The following is a 23,357-nucleotide window of genomic DNA, read 5'->3' as shown; positions in this document are numbered from 1 at the left end:
TGGGGGCTGGCGATCGCCAAGCGCACCAGCCACCGCAAGGCGACCGTGGCGGTGGCGCGCAAGCTCGCGGTGATCATGCATGCGATGTGGGTCGATGGCACGTTTTACTGCGGCGATCCGGCGGCCTCGCAGGCAGACGTCAGCGCACGTGCCGCCGTCAAGGAGCGCAAGCTGCTCGGCGCCCATGCATGACCAGAACACAAATGTGACGGGATCCAAAGACACGATGACCGCAACAGTTTGAACACGGAGCTCCGCGACAGCGGAAGAGACCTGGTGCAGATCAACGACGACGGAACGCACGCTATCTTGCCTGTGGCCACGCACGTGACGTGCAAGCTGGACCACGCCGGACTGCCTGTGATGTGGCTCCGTCATGCCGATGGAAAATTGCGCCGCGACGGCATCCCCGCTGCCCTGCTGCAGCGACGTTACGCCATCGATGAGCGCGGAAGAGTGCACGGCGCACCGGGACTCGCGGCTGTCGTGGCGCATCGCGTCCAGGCGTGGCGCAGAGGGCCTTGTCGCAAGCGAGAAAGGAAGCGAGAATGGGTGAGATCAAGCCCAAGCAACGACCGATTAAGAGGGCGAGATAAAAGGCCGCAATGTGCGGCTCGGTCGGTCGGTTGTTGTTGCTTTGGTTTTTTTCTGATCCGACAATGTGTGGCATCGGCAAGCAATGTGCGCCCCACCGTCAACTCATTGCACGGATTCTCAATTTCGCACATTGCCGAGCCTAGCCATGGCTGAGGAGAAGGAATTTCAGCCTCGGCTTGGCCGCATCCGCTCCTCAAGGAGCCAGCGGGCCAAGCCCTTCATCGCACAGGTGCTTGCCGCGGCGCAGCGCGCCGGCGGTGGCGTTTCGCGCGCGGGCAAGATCACCAGTGATAGGCGCTCCACCTTCGGTCGCGGCCGGGTCGCCAGCGAGCGGGCGAACCGTCTGCTCACGGGCCGCTCGCGCCTCGTCACGATCAAGACCCGCGTCGTCCGTCATAAGGCGCGTTCCGCGCCACTCGCCGCACATCTCAGTTATCTCCGGCGCGAGGGCGTCACCCGAGACGGGGAGAAGGCCCGTCTGTTTGGCCCCGGCACCGACGATGCCGATCCCAAGGAGTTCGGTGAGCGCTGCCAGGGCGACCGGCACCATTTCCGGTTCATCGTCTCGCCGGAGGACGCGCCTGACATGGCGGACCTCAAAGGCTTCGCGCGCGAACTGGTCGGCCAGATGGAGAGGGATCTCGGGACCAGGCTCGATTGGGTCGCCGTGGATCACTGGAATACCCAACATCCGCACATCCACATCCTCGTGCGCGGCGTTGCCGAGGACGGCGGGGACCTCGTCATCTCCCGCGATTACATCAAGGAAGGAATGCGCGCTCGCGCGCAGGACCTGGTCACACAGGAGCTCGGACTGCGCTCCGATCTCGACATTCACCGGTCGCTCGAGAGCCAGGTCGAAGCCGAGCGCTGGACACAGCTCGATCGCCAGCTTGTTCGCGACGCAGGTCGCCACGGCGTGATCGACCTTGCGCCCAATCCAGCGCAGCAGCCTGATCAATTCCATGCGTTGAAGGTCGGCCGGCTGCGACGTCTGGAGAGCCTTGGTCTTGCGCATCAACTCGGGCCCGGCCAATGGATCATGGACGAGGCTGCCGAGTCGACTTTGCGCGAGCTTGGCGAGCGCGGCGACATCATCAAACGCATCCACCGCAGCCTGACCGAACGCGGCATCGGGCGCGGGACCGCGAGCTATGTGCTAGCAGGCGAAAGCCTCGATGTTCCCATAATCGGCCGCCTCGTCGATCGCGGTCTCGATGACGAACTTAAGGCGACCGCCTATGCCGTGGTCGACGGCGTCGACGGCCGCGCCCACCACATCAAGCTTCCTGATCTCGACGCCGCCGGCGACAGCGCACCGGGGTCGATCGTCGAACTCCGCAAGTTCGACGACGCACGAGGCCAGCGTCGCGTGGCATTGGCCGTACGCTCCGATCTGTCGATCGAAGCGCAGGTGACGGCAAGCGGCGCGACATGGCTCGACCGGCAAGCGGTCGCGCGCGATCCGGTGGCACTGGGTCAAACCGGTTTCGGTGCCGAGGTTCGCGAAGCTTTGGAACGGCGCGCGGAGCGGCTCATCGATCAAGGGCTGGCCGAGCGCCAGGTGCGTGGGCTGGTGTTCGCCAAGAACATTATCGGTACGCTGCGCCGGGGGGAGTTGGAAGCTCTCGGTGCGCGGCTCGCTGCCGAGACCGGCCAGCCGTTCAATCCATCGGCTGCCGGTGAATATGTCGCTGGGACCTATCGGCAGCGCTTCGCGCTCGCCTCTGGCCGCTTCGCAATGATCGACGATGGTCTTGGCTTCCAGCTCGTGCCGTGGACGCCCTCACTCGAAAAGCAACTCGGCCGACATGTCTCTGGTGTCACCCGCGATGACAGCGGCGTCGATTGGGGGTTTGGACGCAACCGGGGGATCGGCCTGTGAGCCATCCCTCCGATCACCAAATTTAAGAGAGAAGGCGGCCGCCATGTCCGCGACCAAAATACTCTGGGGGCAGGTCGTCACGGTCTTAGTGATCGTCCTGCTGACGTTCTGGACCGCGACGGAATGGACGGCCTGGCGGCTCGGCTTTCAAGCCCAACTGGGACAGCCCTGGTTCGAGCTGTTCCACTTTCCATTCTACCTTCCGCCAGCCTTCTTATGGTGGTGGTATGCCTACGATGCCTATGCGCCGCATATCTTCATTGAGGGCGCCTGTATCGCAGCATCCGGCGGCATCATCGCGGCGGCCGTCGCGATCGGCATGTCGGTCTGGCGCGCCCGCGAAGCCAAGAATGCCGAAACCTATGGCTCCGCACGATGGGCTGAGGCGAAGGAGATCGGGCAGGCTGGTCTGCTCGGGCCGGACGGCGTGGTTCTCGGCCGGTTCGAGCGCACCTATCTCCGCCACGATGGACCGGAGCATGTCCTGTGCTTCGCGCCGACCCGGAGCGGCAAGGGCGTCGGCCTCGTCGTCCCGTCGCTGCTGACCTGGCCCGGATCTGCGATCGTCCACGACATCAAGGGCGAAAATTGGCAGCTCACCGCCGGCTTCCGTGCCCGGCATGGCCGGGTTCTCCTGTTCGATCCGACCAATGCGAAATCGTCAGCCTACAACCCGTTGCTGGAAGTCCGGCACGGCGAGTGGGAGGTGCGCGATGTCCAGAATATCGCCGACATTCTTGTCGACCCCGAGGGCAGCCTCGAGAAGCGGAACCATTGGGAGAAGACCAGTCACGCGCTCTTGGTTGGCGCCATCCTCCACGTCCTCTATGCAGAGGAGGACAAGACGCTTGCCGGCGTCGCGGCCTTCCTGTCCGATCCCAAGCGGCCGATCGAATCGACGCTTGCCGCGATGATGCGCACCGCACATCTCGGCGAGGCCGGCGTCCATCCCGTCGCCGCCTCGGCCGCGCGCGAGCTCTTGAACAAGTCCGGCAACGAGCGCTCCGGTGTTCTCAGCACGGCGATGTCGTTCCTGGGCCTCTACCGCGACCCTGTCGTGGCGGAGGTGACGCGCCGCTGCGACTGGCGGATCACCGACATCGTCGGCGGAGAGCGGGCGACCACGCTATACCTCGTCGTTCCGCCTTCTGATATCAATCGCACCAAGCCGCTGATCCGGCTGATCCTCAACCAGATCGGCCGCCGCCTGACCGAGGATCTTCAGGCCAAGGCCGGTCGACGCCGGCTCCTCCTGATGCTCGACGAATTCCCCGCGCTCGGCCGGCTCGACTTCTTCGAGTCAGCGCTGGCCTTCATGGCCGGCTACGGCATCAAGAGCTTTCTGATCGCCCAGTCGCTCAACCAGATCGAGAAGGCCTACGGGCCGAACAACTCGATCCTCGACAATTGTCACGTCCGGGTCAGCTTTGCGACCAACGACGAAAGGACGGCGAAGCGGGTGTCCGACGCACTGGGGATGGCGACCGAGATGAAGGCGATGAAGAATTATGCCGGCAGTCGACTGGCGCCTTGGCTCGGTCACCTCATGGTGTCGCGGTCGGAGACCGCCCGCCCGCTGCTCACCCCCGGCGAGATGATGCAGCTGCCGCCGTCAGATGAGATCGTCATGATGTCGGGGCTCCATCCGATCCGCGCCAAGAAGGCGCGCTACTATGAGGACGGACGTTTCCAGGAACGCATTCTGGCGCCGCCGGCGCTGAGCAAGCCGAACGGGAGGCGACCGGACGACTGGAGTTCACGGCCACTGCCGCCGCGCCCGAAAGCGGCACCGGCCTCGGCGGACGATGAATCCGACACAGAGGACCCGAAGACGGCCGACCGCCGGAAGCAGCCAGAACTGGCTCGTGACCCCGTGGAGAGGAGAGAACCCCTCGACAACGAGTTCGCCTCGGAATTTGCCGACGAACTCGAGGAAGATGCCCCGCGGATCGGGCGCCTCAACGACATGATGCAGGGCGTCGCACGCCAGGCCTCGCTCGATCCGGGCGACGATCTCGGATTGTGAGACAGACATGACCGCCCCAAAGAAGAAAGCTCAGATGTCGGTGTATCTCGATCCTGATGTCATGAAGGCCCTGTCGGCCTACGCAGCTCGCCGTGAGCAATCGCTGTCGTTCATCGCAGAGGCCGCCATCGCATCCTTCCTGTCACCGGACGCCGACGAGCGGCGGGAGGCGGCGATTGCCAAGCGACTCGATCAGGTCGATCGCCGCATCGCGCGGCTCGAACGCGACGTAGGGATCTCGGTCGAGACGCTGGCGTTGTTTGTTCGATTCTGGCTCACAACGACACCGCCGCTCCCCGAGCCGGCCGCAAAGGCGGCGAGGGCGCAAGGGGGCGCGCGGTGGGACAATTTCGTCGCGGCGCTCGGGCGACGGCTCGGTCAAGGGCCAAAACTGCGACAGGAAATTCCGGGGGATATTCAGGAGCGCGAGCAGACGGGAGAGTAGGCGCCCGTTCGTCCGATGATCGCCTCACCGCGTGGACGAAAACCTATGGTCCGCTCTACCCCTGTACGCCTGGATTTCGTAGACAGACAGTTGGCCTGTCTACACGTGGGAGATCGGGAGTGGAGAGCGAAAATGACTACGACGAATTTGCTGCGGCTTACAGCGAGGACAATGAAAGCAACGCGTGGAACGCGCTTTATGAGCGGCCTGCTTCCCTTGCCTTGGCCGGTAACGTCGCAGGTCTGCGTGTGCTCGATGCAGGGTGTGGCGCAGGTGCCCATGCAGCTGCTCTCATCGCGAAAGGCGCGCAGGTCACTGGGATCGACAAGAGTCCGGCATTGGTGGCCATAGCCAAGAACCGGCTTGGGCCACACGTACGACTCGAGCAAGCCGATCTGAACGCTAGGCTCGCGTTTGAGGATGGCTCATTCGAGCTAGTTATCGCCTCGCTCGTCATGCACTATCTCCAGGACTGGTACCCGGCCTTGACCGAGTTCCGTAGGGTGCTTGTCCCAGGAGGGCGCGTGGTGATGTCGACGCACCACCCATTCATGGATCACGTGCTGGCCCAGGGTTCGAACTACTTTGAAACCTACGAGTTCGCCGACCAATGGAAGAAGGGCGGCCGCACGATCCGAACGAGATATTGGCATCGGCCCCTTCATGCCATGGTCGACGCCCTGACGGAGGCAGGTTTCGCCATTGAGGCGATCAGCGAGCCACAGCCCCTTCCGCAGGCACGTGATCTCTTCCCGGAAGCGTACGAAACGCTCAGGACCAAGCCGCGCTTCATCTTTTTCGCCGCTCGCACTCCAAAGTCCGCTGCGGCTCTGAAGACCTGACGGGGCGCGAGAGCTAGAATCCCCACGCACTCAGGCGACACAGCGAAATTCAGATACCGCGCGAGCAGCGCCCGATGACTCCGCCCTCTGTACAGCAAGTATTTTTTCTCTGCTCTACGCCCGCTCCCTACGACGGCTGAATACTTGTTGAACTGACCCGTTTCCTGCCTTCTCTACTCATCCCCGTCGTCGATCGCATTTTGCGATTGACGTTCGACGGGGGCGGTCGTGGCGGTCACTTCAATCCATTCAGAAGCCTTCTCGCGTGGCGCGCGCATGCTGCGCACCGCGCTTGGCCCGGCGATCGCGACGTTCCTCGAAGACCCTTCGATCGTCGAGGTGATGCTCAATCCCGACGGTCGGCTCTGGATCGATCGGCTATCAGGCGGACTGGAGGACAGCGGACAGACGATGCCCGCGGCCGACGGTGAACGGATCGTGCGCCTGGTCGCGCACCATGTCGGCGCTGAGGTCCATGCCAACAAACCCCGCGTTTCGGCCGAGCTTCCCGAGACCGGAGAGAGGTTCGAGGGACTTCTTCCGCCTGTCGTTTCGGCGCCGGCCTTTGCGATCCGCAAGCCTGCGGTAGCGGTGTTCACGCTGGATGACTACGTCGCCGCCGGCACCATGACCGCCGGTCAGGCGGCGGCGCTGCGTGCTGCGGTCGCTTCGCGCAAGAACATCCTGGTCGCTGGCGGCACCTCGACCGGCAAGACCACCCTCACCAACGCACTGCTCGCCGAGATCGCCGGCACCACCGATCGCGTGGTGCTGATCGAGGACACGCGTGAGCTACAGTGCAGGGCGCCCAATCTGGTCGCGCTGCGCACCAAGGACGGCGTCGCGTCGCTGTCCGATCTGGTCCGGTCTTCGCTGCGTTTGCGCCCCGACCGCATTCCGATCGGGGAGGTGCGGGGCAGCGAAGCTTTGGAGCTCCTCAAAGCCTGGGGCACTGGTCATCCCGGTGGGATCGGAACGATTCACGCAGGCACGGCGCTGGGCGCGCTTCGCCGCCTCGAACAGCTCATCCAGGAAGCCGTCCTCACCGTTCCGAAGGCACTGATCGCCGAGACGATCGATCTCGTCGCGGTGCTGCGCGGCCGCGGCAGCGAACGCCGCCTCGCTGAACTTGCCCTCGTCGCCGGGCTCGATCCCGCCACCGGCGATTACCGTGTCCAATCCGCCGGGGCGGGCGGCGACCCCTCGCTCCCCGGAGACCCTTCATGATCCAGTTTCCTCCCGCGATCCGTCGCGTTCGCTGCCGCTTCGCCGAACTCGCAGCGATCGCCTTTATCTCCGTCGCTTTCGCGCCAGCGGCCTACGCTTCCGGCTCCTCGATGCCCTGGGAGACGCCGCTCAATCAGATCTTGGAGTCGGTGCAGGGTCCAGTCGCGAAGATCATCTCGGTCATCATCATCACTGTGACAGGCCTGACGCTTGCGTTCGGCGACACCGCCGGCGGCTTCCGCCGACTGATCCAGATCGTCTTCGGCCTGTCGATCGCCTTCGCTGCGTCGAGCTTCTTCCTGACCTTCTTCTCCTTCTCGGGTGGGGCACTGATCTGATGGTGGGAATCGTCGATCCAGAGGTGCCGGGCTTCTTCGCGCCGGTCCATCGGGCGCTGACGGACCCAATCCTGATGGGCGGCGCGCCGCGCAGCGTCGCGATCGCCAACGGCACGCTTGCGGCCGCCATTGCGCTCGGCCTGCGCCTCTGGATTCCCGGCGCGCTGCTCTGGGCCGTGGGCCACGCCGCGGCGGTCTGGGCGGCCAAGCGCGACCCGCAGTTCGTGGACGTCGTCAGGCGCCACCTCCGCTATCCGCCATACCTCGCCACATGAGTCTGCCATGCTGAACCTCACTGAGTATCGCAACCGGCCTGCTAGCCTTTCCGACTTTCTGCCCTGGGCCGCTCTGGTCGACCGCGGCGTGGTCCTCAACAAGGATGGATCGTTCCAGCGAACGGCGCGCTTCCGTGGCCCGGATCTCGACAGCGCGACGTCTGCAGAGCTGGTCGGTGTGACGGCCCGCCTCAACAATGCGCTCCGCCGTCTCGGCTCAGGCTGGGCGATCTTCGTCGAGGCCCAGCGCATCGCCGCGCAGACCTATCCGTATGGCGCCTTTCCCGATGCGGCATCCGCGCTGGTTGATCTCGAGCGGCGGGATGCGTTCGAGGAGGCCGGCGCGCATTTCGAGAGCCGGTATTTTCTGACCTTTGTCTGGCTCCCGCCGGCCGAGGATGCATCGCGCATCGAGGGCTGGCTCTATGAGGGCAGGTCGCAGAGCGGCGTCGACCCTTACGAGCTGCTGCGTGGATTTGCGGATCGGACCAGCCGTGTCCTGCAATTGGTCGAAGGCTTCATGCCCGAGGTGGCGTGGCTGGATGATGGCGACACGCTGACTTATCTGCATTCGACCATCTCGACCCGGCAGCAACGCGTGCGCGTCCCGGAGACGCCGATGCACCTCGACGCGCTGCTCGCGGACGAGCCACTCGCCGGCGGCCTCGAGCCGCGTCTTGGCAGCCATCATCTTCGCACGCTCACGGTGGTCGGTTTTCCGACCGCGACACATCCCGGAATTCTCGATGAGCTGAACCGGCTTGCTTTTCCGTACCGCTGGTCGACGCGTGCGATCCTCCTCGACAAGACCGAGGCGGTCAAGCTCTTGACCAGAATCCGCCGCCAATGGTTCGCCAAGCGGAAGTCGATTGCCGCCATCGTCAAGGAGGTGATGACGAACGAGGCCTCGACACTGGTCGATAGCGACGCTGCCAACAAGGCCGCTGACGCCGATCTCGCCTTGCAGGAACTCGGCACCGACGACGTCGGCCAGGCCTACGTCACCGCGACCGTCACTGTCTGGGATGAGGACCCCGGCCGCGCCACCAAAAAACTTCGGCTCGTCGAGAAGGTGATCCAGGGGCGCGACTTCACCTGCATGGTGGAAGGGGTGAATGCGTTAGAGGCCTGGCTCGGCTCATTGCCGGGACATGCCTACGCCAACGTCCGCCAGCCGCCGCTCTCGACATTGAACCTGGCCCATATGATTCCGCTTTCGGCCGTCTGGGCGGGGCCGGTGCGTGACGAGCATTTCAAGGCGCCGCCGCTGTTGTTTGGCAAGACCGAAGGCTCGACTCCGTTCCGCTTCTCCCTGCATGTCGGCGACGTCGGTCACACCCTGATCGTTGGCCCCACCGGCGCCGGCAAGTCCGTGTTGTTGGCGCTGATGGCGATCCAGTTCCGTCGCTACCGCAACAGCCAGATCTTCGCCTTTGATTTCGGCGGCTCGTTCCGCACCGCGGCGCTGGCCATGGGCGGCGACTGGCTCGACCTCGGCGGCAGCCTGTCTGATAGTGCCGAGGATTCCGTCTCGCTTCAGCCGCTCGCGCGCATTGGCGATGCGGCGGAGCGCGCGTGGGCTGCTGAATGGGTGACCGCGATCCTTGCCAAGGAAGGCGTCACCATCGATCCGACCGCGAAGGAGCATGTCTGGTCGGCGTTGACCTCACTGGCATCCTCACCCGTCGAGGAGCGGACGATCACCGGACTGACCGTCCTGTTGCAGTCGACCGCGCTCAAGCAGGCGCTGCAGCCTTATTGCGTCGGCGGTCCGTCCGGCCGGCTGCTTGATGCCGAGGTTGAGCAGCTCGGCTTGGCGTCAGTCCAGGCGTTCGAGACCGAGGGCTTGATCGGCGCCGGTGCTGCGCCCGCCGTCCTCACCTATCTCTTCCATCGCATCGAGGGACGGCTGGATGGCCGCCCGACGCTCCTCATCATCGACGAGGGATGGCTCGTCCTTGACGATCCCGCCTTCGCCCAGCAGCTGCGCGAATGGCTGAAGACGCTCCGGAAGAAGAATGCGTCTGTCGTCTTCGCCACCCAATCGCTGTCAGACATTGACGGCAGCAACATTGCGCCCGCGATCGTCGAGAGCTGCCCGACGCGGATCTTCCTGCCGAACGAGCGCGCCATCGAGCCGCAGCTCACGTCGATCTATCGGCGCTTCGGCCTCAATGATCGCCAGATCGAGATCATCGCGCGGGCGACGCCCAAGCGGGATTACTACTGCCAATCGCGACGCGGTAATCGGCTGTTTGAGCTGGGTTTCGGGCCGATTGCTCTTGCCCTTTGCGCTGCCTCCTCCAAGGCTGACCATGCTGCCATCGAACGGCTACTCGCCGAGCACGGCCGCGAGAATTTTACGGCGGCCTGGCTCGCGGATCACGAGCTCCTGTGGGCCGCTGACCTCATCCCCGACCTAAAAAACCTGGAGGTGTAATCATGACCACCCGCAAGACGCCACGCGCGAGCCTGATGGCCGCGACCAAGCTCTCGCTCGCCCTGTCGCTCTCGCCGCTTGTGATGACGCCGGCTGACGCGCAGTGGATCGTCTACGATCCCACGAACTTCAGCCAGAACGTTCTGACGGCGGCGCGCGAGCTGCAGCAGATCAATAATCAGATCCAGATGCTGACCAACCAGTCCCAGAGCCTGGTCAATCAAGCGAAGAACCTCGCCAGCCTGCCGATGTCGACGCTGGCGCAGCTCCAGTCGACGATCGCGCGGACGCAATCGCTGCTGAGCCAGGCGCAGAATATTTCTTTCAACGTCCAGCAGATTCAAACTACATATTCCGGCAGCTACGGCGCGGCGCCGACCACGGGATCCAACGCGACGCTGCTCGCCGCCGCCCAAACCCGTTGGCAGAACTCGGTAGGCGCCTTCGAGGACTCGCTGAAAGTGCAGGCCGGCGTCGTCGGCAATATCCCGACCAACTCCAGCGCAATGACGTCGCTGGTTACGGCCAGCCAGTCCGCCAGTGGCGCGCTACAGGCAGCTCAAGCCGGCAACCAGCTCCTTTCCCTGCAATCCCAGCAGCTCTCAGACCTGGTCGCGGTTCTCGCCGCGAAGGGGCGGGCGGACGCACTGGAGCAGGCGCGTGTGACGGCGACGGAGTCGCAAGGCGCCCAGCAATACAAGATCTTCTCGACGCGCGGAGGCTACCAGCCGGGCAACGTCACGATGTTCAGCGGCAACTGAAGGCGCGGAAGATGGATCGCTCGGATTTCTGGCGCGCAGTCGCGATGGTCGCCCTGATGGCCGTCTTCATGGCGACGCTGTCCTTCATCCACCGGCGTCCGGCGCCGCAGCCGATGTCCGAGACACCCGTGGTCCCCGCACCCAACGATCTCTCGGCCGAGCTGCGCCGCTGCCGCGCGCTTGGGCCGGAGGATGCCGAAGATCCGCACTGCCGAGCGGTCTGGGAGGAGAACCGCGCGCGCTTCTTCGGCAGGCCGGCGCGGCCGCTGCTGCCACAGGCCGCGCCGGCCGCTCCGCGGACGGCGAATGCCAAGGAAAGAGGTGAGCGATGAATAACGTCGGCGTCATCGACACCTTCCTCAATACCTACACCACCTATATCGACTCTGGCTTCGGCCTGATCAAAGGCGAGGTCACCTATCTCGCCTCGACGCTGATCGTCATCGACATCACCCTGGCCGGCGTGTTCTGGGCCTGGGGCGCGGACGAAGACATTCTTCAGCGTCTGGTGAAGAAGACGCTCTATATCGGTTTCTTCGCCTTCATTATCACCAACTTCAACAATCTCTCCGGCGTCATCTTCAACAGCTTCGCCGGCCTAGGCCTGAAGGCCGGCGGCTCGTCGATATCGATCGCAGACTTTCTGCGGCCGGGCCGGCTTGCGCAGGTCGGCTTAGATGCCGGACAGCCGCTGCTCGACGCCGCAAGCCAGATGATGGGCTTCACCAGCTTCTTCGCCAATTTCGTGCAGATCGCCGTGTTGATGGTGTCCTGGTTGGTTGTGCTGATCGCCTTCTTCATTCTGGCGGTACAGCTGTTCGTCACCCTGATCGAGTTCAAGCTGACGACGCTCGCCGGCTTCATCCTCATTCCGTTCGCGCTGTTCAACAAGACTGCCTTCTTGGCCGAGAAGGTGCTCGGCAACGTGGTCGCCTCCGGGGTCAAGGTGATGGTGCTCGCCGTCATTGTCGGCATCGGCACGGGGCTGTTCTCCCAGTTCACGTCAGCCTATGCCGGCGGCCAGCCGACCATCGAGCAGGCGCTTTCTGTCGTGCTCGCCTCGCTAGCCATGCTGGGTCTTGGCATCTTCGGTCCCGGTATCGCAACCGGTCTTGTGTCCGGGGCACCGCAGCTTGGCGCGGGTGCTGCCGTCGGCACCGGCCTTGCCGTTGCCGGCACGGCGATGGCGGCGGGCGCGGGGCTTGGTCTGGCTGGGAGGGGAGCGATGGCAGCGACCTCCGGTGCTGCGGCCGCCGCACGCGGTGGTGCGTCGATGGCGGGCGGTATGTCATCCGCCTACAGCCTCGCATCAGCCGGTCAATCTGGCGCTGGCGGTGTCGCTTCCGGTCTCGGCGGCGCAGGGCGTGCTGCGGCCAGCGCGGCGACGGCTCCCGCAAAACGCGCCGCTGCGCAAGCAGCGGGGGCAATGACGGAGAGTTTCACCTCTGGCGCCCGCGCCGGTGTCGCAAACACGGGTGGTTCTTCGACCATGGGGACCATTGAGCGTGGCGCGGCCGCAAACGATGGAGTCGCGCCTCAAGCGGCGAGCGAGAGCGGTCCGCCCGCCTGGGCCCAGCGCGTCAAGCGCAATCAGACGATTGTTCACGGCGCGCAGACGGCCGCGCAAGCCCTCAAATCCGGCGACAGCCATGGCGGCGGCCACTCCGTCGACCTCAAGGGAGGAGAATAATCAATGTCAGTCTTCAGGCGATCGTCGGTCCACTACGACCGCACGCCCGAACCGGAAACCCCGTATCAGCGCGCCGCGCAAGCGTGGGACGACCGCATCGGCTCGGCGCGCGTGCAGGCAAAGAACTGGCGGCTGATGGCTTTCGGTTCGCTGATCCTTTCTTGCGGCCTTGCCGGCGGGCTCGTCTGGCAGTCCACGCACGGCACCGTCGTTCCCTGGGTTGTGCAGGTCGACAAGCTCGGCGAAGCACAAGCCGTGGCGCCCGCTGTGACTGACTACCGGCCGAGCGATCCGCAAATTGCCTGGTACCTCGCCCACTTCATCGCGATGGTGCGCTCGCTTCCGGCCGATCCGATCATTGTGCGGGAGAACTGGCTCAAGGCGTATGATTTCACGACCACGGCGGGCGCGATGGCACTGAATGATTATGCCCGCGCCAATGACCCCTTCGCCAGTCTCGGCAAGCAGCAGGTCGCGATCGATGTCTCCAGCGTGATCCGCGCTTCGCCCGACAGTTTTCGCGTGGCCTGGGTCGAGCACCGCTATCAGGACGGGGCGCTGGCCGGCACCACACGTTGGACCGCCATTCTCACCATCGCGGTTCAGCCGCCCACCGACGCCGATCGGCTTCGCAAGAATCCACTCGGCGTCTACGTCAACGCTATCAATTGGTCGAAGGAGTTGGGACAATGACCCCGCCGTTTTCTCCAAATGCCGGAGGTCCGGCTTCACGTCTCTACATCATTCATCAAAACCGGAAAGCCAGCGATACGCGTTTCCGTAAATCCGCCTTGGCGGCTTTGCTGATGTCCGTCTCGGTGCTTGGCGGCTGCGCGCACAATTTCATCCCGCCCGACATCAACTACGACAGTGCTGAGCCCGCGACTCTGACCACCGATCCGCCGTCGCCCATCAAGATCGTGGAATTGCCAAAACCCCTGCCGCTTCCCGGCCAGTTGAAACCGCTCGCCGCCGGCAAACGTGTCCCGGAAGCCGCCGACCCAAAAGCTCGCGTCAAACAGGCCAATGCCGCGGCACGCGTGCAGCCGGTCCGTAACGGCTTCATCAACGCGGTCCAAGTCTATCCGTTCTCAGGCGGAGCCCTTTACCAGGTGTATACGTCGCCCGGCCAGATCACCGATGTCGCCCTCCAGGAGGGCGAGCAACTGGTCGGCGCCGGTCCGGTTGCTGCAGGCGATACCGTGCGCTGGATCATCGGGGACACCGAGAGCGGCGCGGGGCCGACCAGGAAGATTCATATCCTGGTCAAGCCGACACGGCCGGAGTTGATCACCAATCTCGTCATCAACACGGATCGGCGGACGTATCTGCTCGAGCTGCGTTCGACGGAAAAGACCTATATGGCCTCGGTCTCCTGGCAATATCCCGAGGACCAGCTGATCGCACTTCGGCAGCAGAACGCGACGGTTGAGGCGGCAGCGCCAATTGCAGCCGGTGTCGATCTCGGCTCGATCAACTTCCGCTACGCGATCGAGGGTGATGATCCGGCCTGGCGTCCGCTGCGCGCCTTCGACGACGGCAACAAGGTCTACATCGAATTCCCAAGTGGGATCGTGCAGGGCGAAATGCCGCCGCTGTTCGTCATCGGTCCGGCCGGCGGGTCGGAACTGGTCAACTACCGGGCGAACCGCAACTACTACATCGTCGACCGGCTGTTTGCCGCCGCCGAATTGCGCCTTGGCGACAAGGACAGCGAGCGGCGCGTGCGCATTGTCCGCACCGACGGAAGGCCGCGCGCATGGCGATAGGCAACGAAGACGAACGTCAAAGCGACATCCCACCCGTTGCGCCGCCGGATCTTCGGCTCCGCGGCGAGCGGCCACCTGTCACGCGTCTCTCGCGTAAGATGCTGATCGGCCTCGGTGCGGTGTCTGCGCTGGCGGTCGCAGGCGCGCTCGGCTACGCGCTCCAGACCCGCAACAAGCAGCAAGCCGGCCAGGAGCTCCTCAGCACCCAGAACCGCCCTTCGGCCGAGGGCCTTGCCGCCTTGCCGAAGGATTATACCGGCCTGCCGCGTCAGGCGCCGCCGCTCGGGCCGCCGCTGCCCGGCGATCTCGGCAAGCCGATCCTCAACGCTGGCGCGGCGCCCAACACCGTTGTCCCAGGAACGGCGCCCGATCCGGAGGCGCAGCACAGATCCCAGGAGATCGAGGCGGCCCGCGTCAGCCGCCTTTTCGCCCAGACTGTTCAGCAACCCCAGAACGCCGGCCAAGTCATCCCAAATACCTCGGCCACAACTGCGACAGCCACGGCCACGACACCACCCGTCGATGCGGGATCAGCTCAGAACATGCAGGATCGCAAGACGGCCTTTCTCAACGCTTCGACGGACAAGCGCACGGTCAGTCCCGACCGGCTCGAGGCCAAAGTCTCTCCTTATGTCGTGCAGGCCGGCACCGTGATTCCGGCGGCGCTCATCACGGGCATCAGGTCTGATCTGCCAGGCCAAATCACCGCCCAGGTGACCGAGGCAGTGTATGATAGTCCATCCGGCAAATATCTTTTGGTGCCCCAGGGCGCCAAGCTGATCGGTCAGTATGACAGCTCCGTTGCGTTCGGCCAGAGCCGGATCCTCCTGGTCTGGACCCGCATCATCATGCCGGACGGTACCTCCATCGTGCTGGAGCGCCAACCCGGCGCCGACACCGGCGGTTATGCCGGGCTCGAGGAGGAGGTCGACAACCATTGGGGCATGCTGTTCAAGGCCGCCGTCCTCTCGACCATGCTCAGCGTCGGAGCCGAGGCGGGCACCAGCCAAAACGAGAACAACCTCGTTCAAGCGATCCGCAGCGGCGCCTCCAATAGCATCAGCCAGACCGGCCAGCAGATCGTGCAGCGCCAACTCAACATTCAGCCAACGCTGACCATCCGTCCAGGTTTCCCGGTCCGCGTGATCGTCACGCGCGATTTGGTGCTGGCGCCGTACCGCAAGGGAGGAACACAGTGACGAAGCTCAAGCTCGGCCCGCTCGAAGACGACAAACCAGTTAAGCTGACCGTCGAGCTCCCGGCGGCGGTCTTCAGGGATCTCAAAAGCTATGCTGAGATTCTGGCGCGTAGTGGAGGCACGACGTCGTCGACCGAGCCTGGCAAACTGATCGCTCCGATGATCGAGCGCTTCATGGCAACCGATCGAGCCTTTACGAAGGCACGACGAAATGTTGCTCAGGACTCGGGGGTGGTGGAAAGATCAGGATAGCGCTCGCGAAGCAGGTCAAGAAACGGTCGCAATGATGGATTGTCGTTGGCCTGCCGCCAGTACGCCCGGAAGCTCAGCCGCATCGGCCCCTCCTCATCATGCACCTCACGAAAAGTGACGCCCTGATAGGTCGCACCGGTCGCCCCTTCCAATGCCAGCAGGATGCCCCAATCCGCACCGACCAAGGTGAGAAGTCGGTCCAGCACTACATCATGGTGAATCAGTCGACACGGATCGGAACCTCCCATCTTGCTGACGAGGAGCTTAAGCAGTTCCGGTGCCGGCCCGTGCTGTGACAACAGAAATGTTTCTTCCTTCAGTTCACCCCACCGGATCACATCACGTGCTGTCAACGGGTGGCTCTGGGGAAGAGCAACGACGACGCGTTCGCTCCAAAGCAATAATGACTTGTCGCCCCACTCTGGAATTGGTTCGGCCACGAAGGCGACGTCAATCGCCGAACTGGTGAGGTCCGACATCAGATGGTCTCTCGATCCGTCGACCAGTTTCCTATCGACATCGGGAAATCGATACCTATGGTCGACGAGGGTCGCTCGGAGGTTGCCGGCTGAGAATGAGGCATGGATTCCAATGGTCAATCGACCGCTTTCACCGCGCGAGCGCTTCCCGACACGGATCGTGATTGCTTCCGTCTCACCCACGAAGCGTCGGGCCGCATCGAGGAATTCCCGTCCCTCGATGGTCGGCCGCGTGCCGCCGTTTGTCCGATCGAATAGCCTGCTGCCCAATGCGTGTTCGAGGCTTTGCAGGCGACGACTGAGCGTTGACTGTTTGATTCTGAGCGTCTCAGCCGCTTGGCGGAGGCTGGGGTGTTGTGACGCCACAATCGCCCATCGTAGATTTTGGAAATTTACTGGCACTGTCGAAGCTCTACGTGGGATTTCCGGTGACCGGATCTCTATGTGAGTTGGTCATTACGTTCTTGGGCGCTTCAGCGCCGGTTGGTTGTCGCTGTGAAGCGACCTACGTGCTTCCATGAGGAGAGTGCCGGTAAATGCCCGCGACCGCAGGTTCCAAGTGCTGCCTTCATCGCGAAAGAGAAGCTAGATTGACTTCCAGAGAGGTGCGGACAGATCTGCAATCTTCAGGAGTGAGCCCTGTGGTTGCGCCACTACTATCAACATTCCAGTGCGGCGAGCGGTCCCCAAGCGAGCTACGAAACGTTCGATTCCTCAAATCTAAACCTGCGGCGACAAGAGGAAAGCGATCAAGGCGGTAGCCAAGTCTCGGTCGGCTTACCCAGAATGCTTCACGAAGATCGTAGCCCATCTCAATCCTATCCCACTGCGAAACAGAGCTTTGTGGTTGTATGATTACACTGAGCTATTTTAGCGTGAAGGCAAAAAAGTGGCGTTGCTCAGCTTCTCTGGGACTCTTACACAAGGCACATTGGGAGTAACGGAGCCAGGCGCGCTCGCGGATCGCTGGAAATTCTCTAACTTGAACTGAGTCGCAAAGTCGGTTCATGCCCGCCTCAGAACATTCTGAATATCAACAAAGTCCAAGCCGACAAGGTAACTGCAGATGGCCGAGACTGCTTCAGTACCAACTTCAGGGGTGGGAATCTGTGATCTGCTCCATCTCAATAATCCCATGGATTGCGGCTTAAGCGCCTCATCAAGGAGCGATCGTCGCCTTGCAGTGAACCTTCTGGATGCGCGGCTTCGATCCGCACGAACAGCACCATTCACCCACCGTTGTTCGGAACCAACCGATCTCGGAAGATCGGACATGGGCCGCCCAACGAATGTCTCCGACGATGGTCCTTCTCACCATCCTTCAGGGAGCCGATATCCCGGGCTCGCAAGCCCCAATCTCGACACGATCTAGCCGTCGCGATACCGAGAATAGGCCTCTCGCCCTATCTTTTCGGCGTCCTTGTTGAACTCCACGAACATGTCGCGCATGATTTTCGTGACTTCAGCGGGAGCTTTCGCGGGCGTTCCGGCATCGTATGGCGGCTCCGGCGCATACTGAGCCATTAGTTGAACGCACTCTGCGTATTGCCGGTCGCGCAACTGCCCGACGAGCGAGAGACCAAAATCGATTCCAGAGGTCACGCCGCCCGCCGTGATCCTGTTGCGGTCGCGGACGATCCTGTCGTCGCTAGAAATGGGGCAGGAAAGTGCATCTGGTGCTCGGTCCCGCCACCGAAGGCGCCAGCTCGCCGGACGCGGCTCGGCCGTTCGGCTCAATCAACTCGGCATCTTGCCGGGACAGATCGACGCGACTTTCATCACCCACTTCCATTCCGACCATCTTAACGGCCTGCCCGACCTCTGGACGCTCGGCTACATCGGACGCCCCAATGTCCGCTGTACGAAGCCGCTGGACCTTTGGGGACCGACCGGAATCAAGCGGATCACCGACGCTATGTGCGAGAACTACCTTGATGACGTCAAGATCCGCACCGTAGACGAAAAGGTCGCGCCGACGGGCACCGAATTCGCGGCGCATGAATTTGCAGGCGACGGCGTGGTATTCGATCGCAACGGAGTCAGGGTGACGGCATTCGCCGTCAATCAAGGCGAGTTTATTCATCCGGCTTACGGCTATCGCATCGATTTCAACGGCCATGCTGTGCCGCTGCCTGGCGATACGCGATTTGACCAAAAACCTGATTGCGCACGGTTCCGGGCTAGATCGGGGAGAATTGTCAGGCGAGGGCGCAGCGAGGAAAGTTGAGCTAGGCCTACTCTGCATTCGCAGTCGTTGGCGCCGGATCCTGATTAATACCGATGAGACGGGCGACCTCGTGATTGCCCAGTGGTTTCCGCTACCCATAATTGCGCATCGCATTCAGTTGCAACGCTCTTCGGCAGCAGAATCTTCAATTTCGGCGTAACGGAAAGGATCAAAAGAATAGCCAAGACGCGATGGTTCGATAGTAGAAAGTTATGCAGGTCGCTAATGCCGCGAGCAGGGCAGCTAAAATCAAGGCGACTTTTATCATGTAAAGGTTGGCAGCACGAAGCAAAGGGGGAGCAATCTCCTCCTCTGCTTTCACCCTTTTGGTCCTGGCTCTTGAGCCGGACAGCACTGCCAATGCGGAAGCAAGTGAGCAACACATGCGCATTCCCACCGTTCGACCCAGTTCAGAGGATATCCGCACATTAAGATAATTTATACAGCGGGACCTGTCTGCATTGATCGATATCAATCATCGAATATGGGGACTGCGGGGTATGGACTTCACTTCCTACATGGAGGCAGGTTCTGTATGCGTTCGTCCCGAGACTGTGGTTCATCTCGACTCGCTGCTGACATCGTGATTAGCTGTTTTTGTACTGGAGCCTCCCTCGATGTGGCAACGTTTGCAGGGCTATCTGCCAATCTTTCTGATTGCATTGATGGTGCAGGTCTTTGCCCCAATCACCGCGTGTTTGACGATAGCGATTACTGCGTCGGACCCGACAGACTTTGCCGAAATTTGCCGCGGCGGGTCGCCCGCGGCAAAGAAGCAGCAAGGTGATGCCGGCGGCCAACAGCACGATCGATGCAATGTTTGTTCAATTTGTTGTTTGGTGACCGCGGGCGGTGCGGCTAACTCATCCAGAGTTATCGTCTTTTCAGCAACTTATCGCGAACCTGCGAAGATCTGCTGGCTCGATCAACTGTCGGCCATGCGGAGTGCCCATTATCATTCTGACGTCCAAGCACGCGCGCCGCCTTCAATTTCCTGACGAGAGCAGGCCAATCGGTACTGCAGATTCGCGCTGTTCGCGTTCTTTATCCACTTCCGGACCATGGGCCCGCGTCAGCAATTGCCTGATATCGAGCGTTTTGGAATCGAAATATCGTCAGGGAATAACACCTTCGTTTTTAATCCAGTCGGAAAGAAACTCTGTTTGGTCACAGAGATCCCGTTTCTGGTAGGTACGACTGAAACCCTCAGAGGAGACGCTTATGAAAACAATAGCAACAGCACTGGTATACGGAGTTCTCGTTGTCGGCATGCTCGGCCGATCCGCGCACGCTGAGGATGTTAAGGCGGGCGATCTTGTCATCAGCAAGCCTTGGACACGCGCCACGCCGGGCGGCGCTAAAATCGGCGGCGGCTATCTGACGATCGAGAACAAAGGCAGCGCGCCGGACAAGCTCGTGAGCGCAACCGCAGATGTGGCGGGTAAAGTCGAGGTGCACGAAATGGCGATGAATAACGGTGTGATGACGATGCGCCCCCTCGAAAGTGGACTCGCCATCGATCCCGGCAAGACGGTGAAGCTCGCGCCGGGCGGTTACCATCTGATGCTGATGGACCTGAGAGAACCGTTGAAGCAGGGCGAAAAGGTACCGGTCACGTTGCAGTTCGAAAAGGCCGGAAAGGTCGCGGTCACGCTAGATGTCGAGGGTGTTGGGGCGCAAGGTCCTGCAGCTGCGCCCGGTTCCGATGGCATGAAGATGGACAGAATGGACCACTCAAAGATGAAAATGTAAGTTCATGATAGGTCTATTTTGCTCTCCCGGTCGAGTTTCAAAACTCCTCCTCGGGGCCTCGGCTGCCGTGATCTCTCTGTTGACGGACGCGGCACTTGCCGCGCCGGAGGATGACAGCTTCTTCACACATCTCTACACTGAAAGGCAATGGCCGACGTCACGGTGACGCCGGCCGTTCTGGCTCAGTCGATATCGTGATCCAGCTTGAGACCGTGAACGAGACGCCACTTCGGGCAAAAGGCGCTTCGATAACGCCCTCGGATGCTGAAAGCGGCCGAAGTCTGCTGACAATAGCGGCATCTCGTTTTTGCCGAGGATGGCTGGCAGGCGGAGGTCTTTCGCTATCGGCGGTGAAATGAATGCTTGGCCTCGGCATTTCGATTTCGGACGACAATGAGGTCCGCTTGGAATCGCCCATCATGATAAAATTATCGAAAGCGATGAATTAATGCTGAGGGTGATCGCGGCAACTAGTTCAGGCAGTGGCGATTTCCATTGCCACCGCCTGGACCGAGCCGCTTAAACTCCGGCGAGTTGATCGTTTGCCCTCGCGAACGTCCTATCCCAGCGGCTGAATTCCAATGAACACGGAGTTCTGGCTACCGAGATTTGGCACATAAAGTCGTTCTGTACTCAACGATTTGCCGCACTTGCCCTAGCCTATCCTTTGGCCGTCTATTTCGTGTCGTTGACCTGAAAGAGCCCCTCTGCGTTCATCGCGGCGTCATAGCGCGAGAAGGGGTCTGCTTTGAGCCACGTGAGAATCTTCGGTAACCTCTCGTCGGAGATTCAATAGCGCAAGATCTCACCTGTCTTCCGATTCTTGATCACAATGATGGGCCAGTACGCCTTCCGGAGCCTTCTTCTGTGCGATCAGGAGTGTGCCCTGATCGGGGCTCGCCTGCGTTGCAATCATGATACCATCCGCGATGCATGGACATGGCGCTTTTGCGCCGCTGTAGTAAATCACCGCCAGCCCGCGAGGTTCGACATGGAGCTTGCTCTGCGCATCAAGTCCAATGCGAATACCGATCGGGATGAACGCTCCGTGTATTCTTGCGCTTAAAGAGATCCATTTCTCGCGCTTTTCCGAGGAGGCAATTGAGGCGAGTAAACAGCAGCCACGAGAATATGAAAAAACTTCATGAAGCTCATACTTCATGCTCAGAGCGATATTGAAAAGCCGAAACTTCAGGCATTTATCAGACGCTTATAGTTTAGCTATGACGGTTGTGGTCGTTTTAATCTTGAATGATGCCCAGTCAGCGAGCGCCCTAAGGGGCGAAATGTTCAAGAATCTCTGAAGCTCTCCGCACTGTCGCGATGCCATTGCCACGCGGCTAGCTGATACCTGGCAACGCTGTCTCTGCGTTTCTTGCCGACCGCCGCAGGGACTGCGGCGGCTGACCAAACGCGCGAATGAACGCTCTGCGCATCCGTTCGGGATCGCGGAAGCCTGTCGCTTGCGCGACGCGCTCAATGGTCTCCCCGGAAGATTGCACGCGCTCGCGTGCGACCTCGACGCGTAATCGCTCAACGGCACGGGTTGGGGTGGACCCGGTTTCGGCGACGAACGAACGCACGAAATGGCGTGCGCTCAGGCCGCTTCGCTCGGCAAGCGCTTCCACGGTGAGGTGCGCGTCGAGATTTTCGCGCATCCAAGACAAAAGGCCGGCAAAACGACCATTCGGCGTTTTGAGTTCTAGCAGAGTCGAGAACTGCGATTGCCCGCCGCTCCGGCGATGATAGAGCACCAATTGCCGCGCGGTCGCTCGCGAAATTTCGTCGCCGTGGTCTTCCACAACCATTGCCAGCGCTAAATCGATACCGGCCGTCACGCCGGCAGACGTCCAGACACCACCATCTTTTGCGAAAATTCGATCAGCCTGAAGTTTCACTCTTGGATATCGCCCGATGAAGTCGCGCGTGCGAGACCAATGCGTTGTCGCGTACCGGCCGTTTAATAATCCGGCCTCGGCCAGAAGGTATGCCCCAGTGCAGACGCTCGCGATGCGCACGCCGCGTTTCGCCAGTCTCTGGATGAAGCCAATCGTTGTCCGGCACTCCGCCGCCGCTTCGACGCCTTCGCCGCCAGCGACGATGAGTGTCGACAGCGAACGCGCAGAACGCAAGTTATGCGCATACATCTCTGCTCCCGACGAGCTGCGGACCAAGCCTGCCTTGACCGCGAATATCCTAGTTCGAGGTATACTCTGCTTTTGTCGCCTGGCGATCTCGAAGACCGAGATCGGACCGGACGCATCCATCAACTGAAAATCTCGGAAAATCAGCAGGCCGATCATGGCACGTCCAGATTTGAGGGAAATACGCCGTTTCCGTCACAACGGCAGCATGGCAGGGTGTAGCGGTCAAGGGTGACGTTGGGAGGCAAGAGATGTCGAATCCACTGCAGATCGGTCTCCTGGTATTCCCTCGCGTGACGCAACTCGATCTCACGGGGCCGGTCCAGGTGTTCTCGAGCTTGCCTGACGCGAAGCTGCACCTAGTTTGGAAACGGATCGAGCCTGTTCAGAGCGATTCAGTCATCACGCTCACACCGACCGTCACTTTCGCCGATTGCCCGCAACTCGACGTCATCTGCGTCCCCGGCGGTTACGGTGCCGACGACCTGCTTCTCGACGCGGAAGTGCTGGAATTCCTGCGCAAGCAGGAACGGCAGGCCAGGTTCATCACCTCTGTGTGCACCGGCTCGCTCGTGCTCGGCGCAGCAGGACTGTTGAAGGGCTATCGCGCCGCAACCCATTGGACTGCCGCGGAGGCATTGCCCTATTTCGGTGCGACCGTCTCCCGCGAGCGGGTGTGCATCGACCGCAACAGGGTGACGGGCGGTGGCGTCACCGCCGGCATCGACTTCGCGTTGACGCTGGTCTCGCTATTGAAGGACCGCGCCGCCGCCGAGATGATTCAGCTCCGCCTGGAGTACAACCCGGCGCCGCCTTTCGATGCCGGGTCGCCAGACACCGCCCCCGCGACGATCGTCGCGGCCATGAAGGAGCGGGTCGCACCCGCACACGCCAACCGCATGACGAACGTCAGAAAGGCCGCAATCACCTAGCGAACGGTCACCCGCGACCCTGCTGCGTGATGCGACCTTCCGATGCCGGGAAGATGGTCACAAGCTCCCTCGCGAAAA

Annotated in this window: 22 protein-coding genes and 2 pseudogenes; 20 read left to right on the top strand and 4 right to left on the bottom strand. The window is 61.9% G+C overall.

What is annotated here, in order from left to right; translation table 11 throughout:
- The 16 genes and pseudogenes from M2427_RS23420 to M2427_RS23345 all read left to right on the top strand — a co-directional run.
- Positions 1 to 192 (top strand): annotated as a pseudogene (locus M2427_RS23420) (IS110 family transposase); the annotation flags it as partial.
- A gap of 550 nt (positions 193 to 742) precedes the next feature.
- Positions 743 to 2,482 carry a VirD2 family relaxase/mobilization nuclease gene (locus M2427_RS23415; protein WP_280709065.1) on the top strand — a complete coding sequence of 580 codons (1,740 nt, stop codon included), beginning with the start codon at positions 743 to 745 and terminating at the stop codon, positions 2,480 to 2,482.
- A 43-nt stretch (positions 2,483 to 2,525) separates the two neighbouring features.
- Positions 2,526 to 4,508 (top strand): conjugal transfer protein TraG, encoded by a 1,983-nt coding sequence (locus M2427_RS23410; protein ID WP_280709064.1) that lies wholly within the window; start codon positions 2,526 to 2,528, stop codon positions 4,506 to 4,508.
- Between the two features lie 7 nt (positions 4,509 to 4,515).
- Positions 4,516 to 4,953 (top strand): CopG family transcriptional regulator, encoded by a 438-nt coding sequence (locus M2427_RS23405; RefSeq protein ID WP_280709063.1) that lies wholly within the window; start codon positions 4,516 to 4,518, stop codon positions 4,951 to 4,953.
- A gap of 119 nt (positions 4,954 to 5,072) precedes the next feature.
- Complete coding sequence (locus M2427_RS23400) at positions 5,073 to 5,795, top strand: class I SAM-dependent methyltransferase (RefSeq protein WP_280709062.1); 723 nt, start codon at positions 5,073 to 5,075, stop codon at positions 5,793 to 5,795.
- A gap of 228 nt (positions 5,796 to 6,023) precedes the next feature.
- Positions 6,024 to 7,022 (top strand): P-type conjugative transfer ATPase TrbB, encoded by a 999-nt coding sequence (trbB, locus tag M2427_RS23395; protein ID WP_280709060.1) that lies wholly within the window; start codon positions 6,024 to 6,026, stop codon positions 7,020 to 7,022.
- The gene (locus M2427_RS23390; protein WP_280709059.1) at positions 7,019 to 7,360 is read left to right on the top strand and encodes a TrbC/VirB2 family protein; all 342 of its coding nucleotides are present in this window, start codon (positions 7,019 to 7,021) and stop codon (positions 7,358 to 7,360) included. The genes trbB and M2427_RS23390 overlap by 4 nt, the downstream gene beginning before the upstream one ends.
- Positions 7,360 to 7,635 carry a VirB3 family type IV secretion system protein gene (locus M2427_RS23385; protein ID WP_254099659.1) on the top strand — a complete coding sequence of 92 codons (276 nt, stop codon included), beginning with the start codon at positions 7,360 to 7,362 and terminating at the stop codon, positions 7,633 to 7,635. The genes M2427_RS23390 and M2427_RS23385 overlap by 1 nt, the downstream gene beginning before the upstream one ends.
- Positions 7,636 to 7,642: 7 nt before the next feature.
- The gene (trbE, locus tag M2427_RS23380) at positions 7,643 to 10,075 is read left to right on the top strand and encodes a conjugal transfer protein TrbE (RefSeq protein WP_280709058.1); all 2,433 of its coding nucleotides are present in this window, start codon (positions 7,643 to 7,645) and stop codon (positions 10,073 to 10,075) included.
- A gap of 2 nt (positions 10,076 to 10,077) precedes the next feature.
- Positions 10,078 to 10,836 (top strand): P-type conjugative transfer protein TrbJ, encoded by a 759-nt coding sequence (trbJ, locus tag M2427_RS23375; protein WP_280709057.1) that lies wholly within the window; start codon positions 10,078 to 10,080, stop codon positions 10,834 to 10,836.
- A gap of 11 nt (positions 10,837 to 10,847) precedes the next feature.
- A complete protein-coding gene (trbK-alt, locus tag M2427_RS23370) occupies positions 10,848 to 11,168 on the top strand; it encodes a putative entry exclusion protein TrbK-alt (RefSeq protein WP_280709056.1) in 321 nt (106 codons plus the stop codon).
- Positions 11,165 to 12,526 (top strand): P-type conjugative transfer protein TrbL, encoded by a 1,362-nt coding sequence (gene trbL / locus M2427_RS23365; protein WP_280709055.1) that lies wholly within the window; start codon positions 11,165 to 11,167, stop codon positions 12,524 to 12,526. The genes trbK-alt and trbL overlap by 4 nt, the downstream gene beginning before the upstream one ends.
- Positions 12,527 to 12,529: 3 nt before the next feature.
- Positions 12,530 to 13,219 (top strand): conjugal transfer protein TrbF, encoded by a 690-nt coding sequence (gene trbF, locus M2427_RS23360; RefSeq protein ID WP_280709054.1) that lies wholly within the window; start codon positions 12,530 to 12,532, stop codon positions 13,217 to 13,219.
- A complete protein-coding gene (gene trbG, locus M2427_RS23355) occupies positions 13,216 to 14,295 on the top strand; it encodes a P-type conjugative transfer protein TrbG (RefSeq protein ID WP_280709053.1) in 1,080 nt (359 codons plus the stop codon). Before trbF ends, trbG begins: the two co-directional genes overlap by 4 nt.
- Positions 14,286 to 15,494: a TrbI/VirB10 family protein gene (locus M2427_RS23350; RefSeq protein ID WP_280709052.1), complete on the top strand. Its 1,209-nt coding sequence runs from the start codon at positions 14,286 to 14,288 to the stop codon at positions 15,492 to 15,494. The genes trbG and M2427_RS23350 overlap by 10 nt, the downstream gene beginning before the upstream one ends.
- Positions 15,491 to 15,745, top strand: coding sequence for a DUF2274 domain-containing protein (locus M2427_RS23345; protein ID WP_280709051.1), 255 nt, complete (start codon positions 15,491 to 15,493; stop codon positions 15,743 to 15,745). The genes M2427_RS23350 and M2427_RS23345 overlap by 4 nt, the downstream gene beginning before the upstream one ends.
- Here M2427_RS23345 and M2427_RS23340 read toward each other — a convergent pair.
- Together M2427_RS23340 and M2427_RS23335 are read right to left on the bottom strand one after the other, a co-directional pair.
- Positions 15,712 to 16,626 (bottom strand): LysR family transcriptional regulator, encoded by a 915-nt coding sequence (locus M2427_RS23340; protein WP_280709050.1) that lies wholly within the window; start codon positions 16,624 to 16,626, stop codon positions 15,712 to 15,714. The genes M2427_RS23345 and M2427_RS23340 overlap by 34 nt on opposite strands.
- Before the next feature lie 966 nt (positions 16,627 to 17,592).
- Positions 17,593 to 17,874 (bottom strand): annotated as a pseudogene (locus M2427_RS23335) (DJ-1/PfpI family protein); the annotation flags it as partial.
- Positions 17,875 to 17,878: 4 nt separating this feature from the next.
- Between M2427_RS23335 and M2427_RS23330 the strand changes: the two are divergent.
- From M2427_RS23330 to M2427_RS23320, 3 genes are all read left to right on the top strand, one after another.
- The gene (locus M2427_RS23330; RefSeq protein ID WP_280709049.1) at positions 17,879 to 18,451 is read left to right on the top strand and encodes an MBL fold metallo-hydrolase; all 573 of its coding nucleotides are present in this window, start codon (positions 17,879 to 17,881) and stop codon (positions 18,449 to 18,451) included.
- Positions 18,452 to 19,068: 617 nt separating this feature from the next.
- Complete coding sequence (locus M2427_RS23325; protein WP_280709048.1) at positions 19,069 to 19,449, top strand: DUF2946 family protein; 381 nt, start codon at positions 19,069 to 19,071, stop codon at positions 19,447 to 19,449.
- A 223-nt stretch (positions 19,450 to 19,672) separates the two neighbouring features.
- Positions 19,673 to 20,203, top strand: coding sequence for a copper chaperone PCu(A)C (locus M2427_RS23320; RefSeq protein ID WP_280709047.1), 531 nt, complete (start codon positions 19,673 to 19,675; stop codon positions 20,201 to 20,203).
- An 805-nt stretch (positions 20,204 to 21,008) separates the two neighbouring features.
- Here the strand turns inward: M2427_RS23320 and M2427_RS23315 are convergent.
- Positions 21,009 to 21,365, bottom strand: a complete 357-nt coding sequence (locus M2427_RS23315) for an FmdE family protein (RefSeq protein ID WP_280709046.1) — start codon at positions 21,363 to 21,365, stop codon at positions 21,009 to 21,011.
- A gap of 178 nt (positions 21,366 to 21,543) precedes the next feature.
- Positions 21,544 to 22,506 (bottom strand): GlxA family transcriptional regulator, encoded by a 963-nt coding sequence (locus M2427_RS23310; protein WP_280709045.1) that lies wholly within the window; start codon positions 22,504 to 22,506, stop codon positions 21,544 to 21,546.
- A 92-nt stretch (positions 22,507 to 22,598) separates the two neighbouring features.
- Here M2427_RS23310 and M2427_RS23305 point away from each other — a divergent pair, with 92 nt between their 5' ends.
- Entirely contained in the window at positions 22,599 to 23,279 is a 681-nt protein-coding gene (locus tag M2427_RS23305; RefSeq protein WP_280709044.1) for a DJ-1/PfpI family protein, read from the top strand.
- Positions 23,280 to 23,357: the final 78 nt, after the last annotated feature.

The sequence above is a fragment of the Bradyrhizobium sp. BR13661 genome (assembly GCF_029892425.1).
In the GTDB taxonomy this organism is placed as follows: Bacteria; Pseudomonadota; Alphaproteobacteria; order Rhizobiales; family Xanthobacteraceae; genus Bradyrhizobium.
The sequence above is the reverse complement of the archived record's forward strand: the minus strand, read 5'-3'. Positions and strand labels throughout refer to the sequence as shown.

Coding starts and splice junctions, on each gene's coding strand:
- M2427_RS23415 (WP_280709065.1), top strand. CDS start 743: ATGGCTGAGGAGAAGGAATTTCAGCCTCGGCTTGGCCGCATCCGCTCC.
- M2427_RS23410 (WP_280709064.1), top strand. CDS start 2,526: ATGTCCGCGACCAAAATACTCTGGGGGCAGGTCGTCACGGTCTTAGTG.
- M2427_RS23405 (WP_280709063.1), top strand. CDS start 4,516: ATGACCGCCCCAAAGAAGAAAGCTCAGATGTCGGTGTATCTCGATCCT.
- M2427_RS23390 (WP_280709059.1), top strand. CDS start 7,019: ATGATCCAGTTTCCTCCCGCGATCCGTCGCGTTCGCTGCCGCTTCGCC.
- M2427_RS23385 (WP_254099659.1), top strand. CDS start 7,360: ATGGTGGGAATCGTCGATCCAGAGGTGCCGGGCTTCTTCGCGCCGGTC.
- trbE (WP_280709058.1), top strand. CDS start 7,643: ATGCTGAACCTCACTGAGTATCGCAACCGGCCTGCTAGCCTTTCCGAC.
- trbJ (WP_280709057.1), top strand. CDS start 10,078: ATGACCACCCGCAAGACGCCACGCGCGAGCCTGATGGCCGCGACCAAG.
- trbK-alt (WP_280709056.1), top strand. CDS start 10,848: ATGGATCGCTCGGATTTCTGGCGCGCAGTCGCGATGGTCGCCCTGATG.
- trbL (WP_280709055.1), top strand. CDS start 11,165: ATGAATAACGTCGGCGTCATCGACACCTTCCTCAATACCTACACCACC.
- trbF (WP_280709054.1), top strand. CDS start 12,530: ATGTCAGTCTTCAGGCGATCGTCGGTCCACTACGACCGCACGCCCGAA.
- trbG (WP_280709053.1), top strand. CDS start 13,216: ATGACCCCGCCGTTTTCTCCAAATGCCGGAGGTCCGGCTTCACGTCTC.
- M2427_RS23350 (WP_280709052.1), top strand. CDS start 14,286: ATGGCGATAGGCAACGAAGACGAACGTCAAAGCGACATCCCACCCGTT.
- M2427_RS23330 (WP_280709049.1), top strand. CDS start 17,879: ATGGGGCAGGAAAGTGCATCTGGTGCTCGGTCCCGCCACCGAAGGCGC.
- M2427_RS23325 (WP_280709048.1), top strand. CDS start 19,069: ATGTGGCAACGTTTGCAGGGCTATCTGCCAATCTTTCTGATTGCATTG.
- M2427_RS23320 (WP_280709047.1), top strand. CDS start 19,673: ATGAAAACAATAGCAACAGCACTGGTATACGGAGTTCTCGTTGTCGGC.
- M2427_RS23315 (WP_280709046.1), bottom strand. CDS start 21,365: ATGAAGTATGAGCTTCATGAAGTTTTTTCATATTCTCGTGGCTGCTGT.
- M2427_RS23310 (WP_280709045.1), bottom strand. CDS start 22,506: ATGATCGGCCTGCTGATTTTCCGAGATTTTCAGTTGATGGATGCGTCC.
- M2427_RS23305 (WP_280709044.1), top strand. CDS start 22,599: ATGTCGAATCCACTGCAGATCGGTCTCCTGGTATTCCCTCGCGTGACG.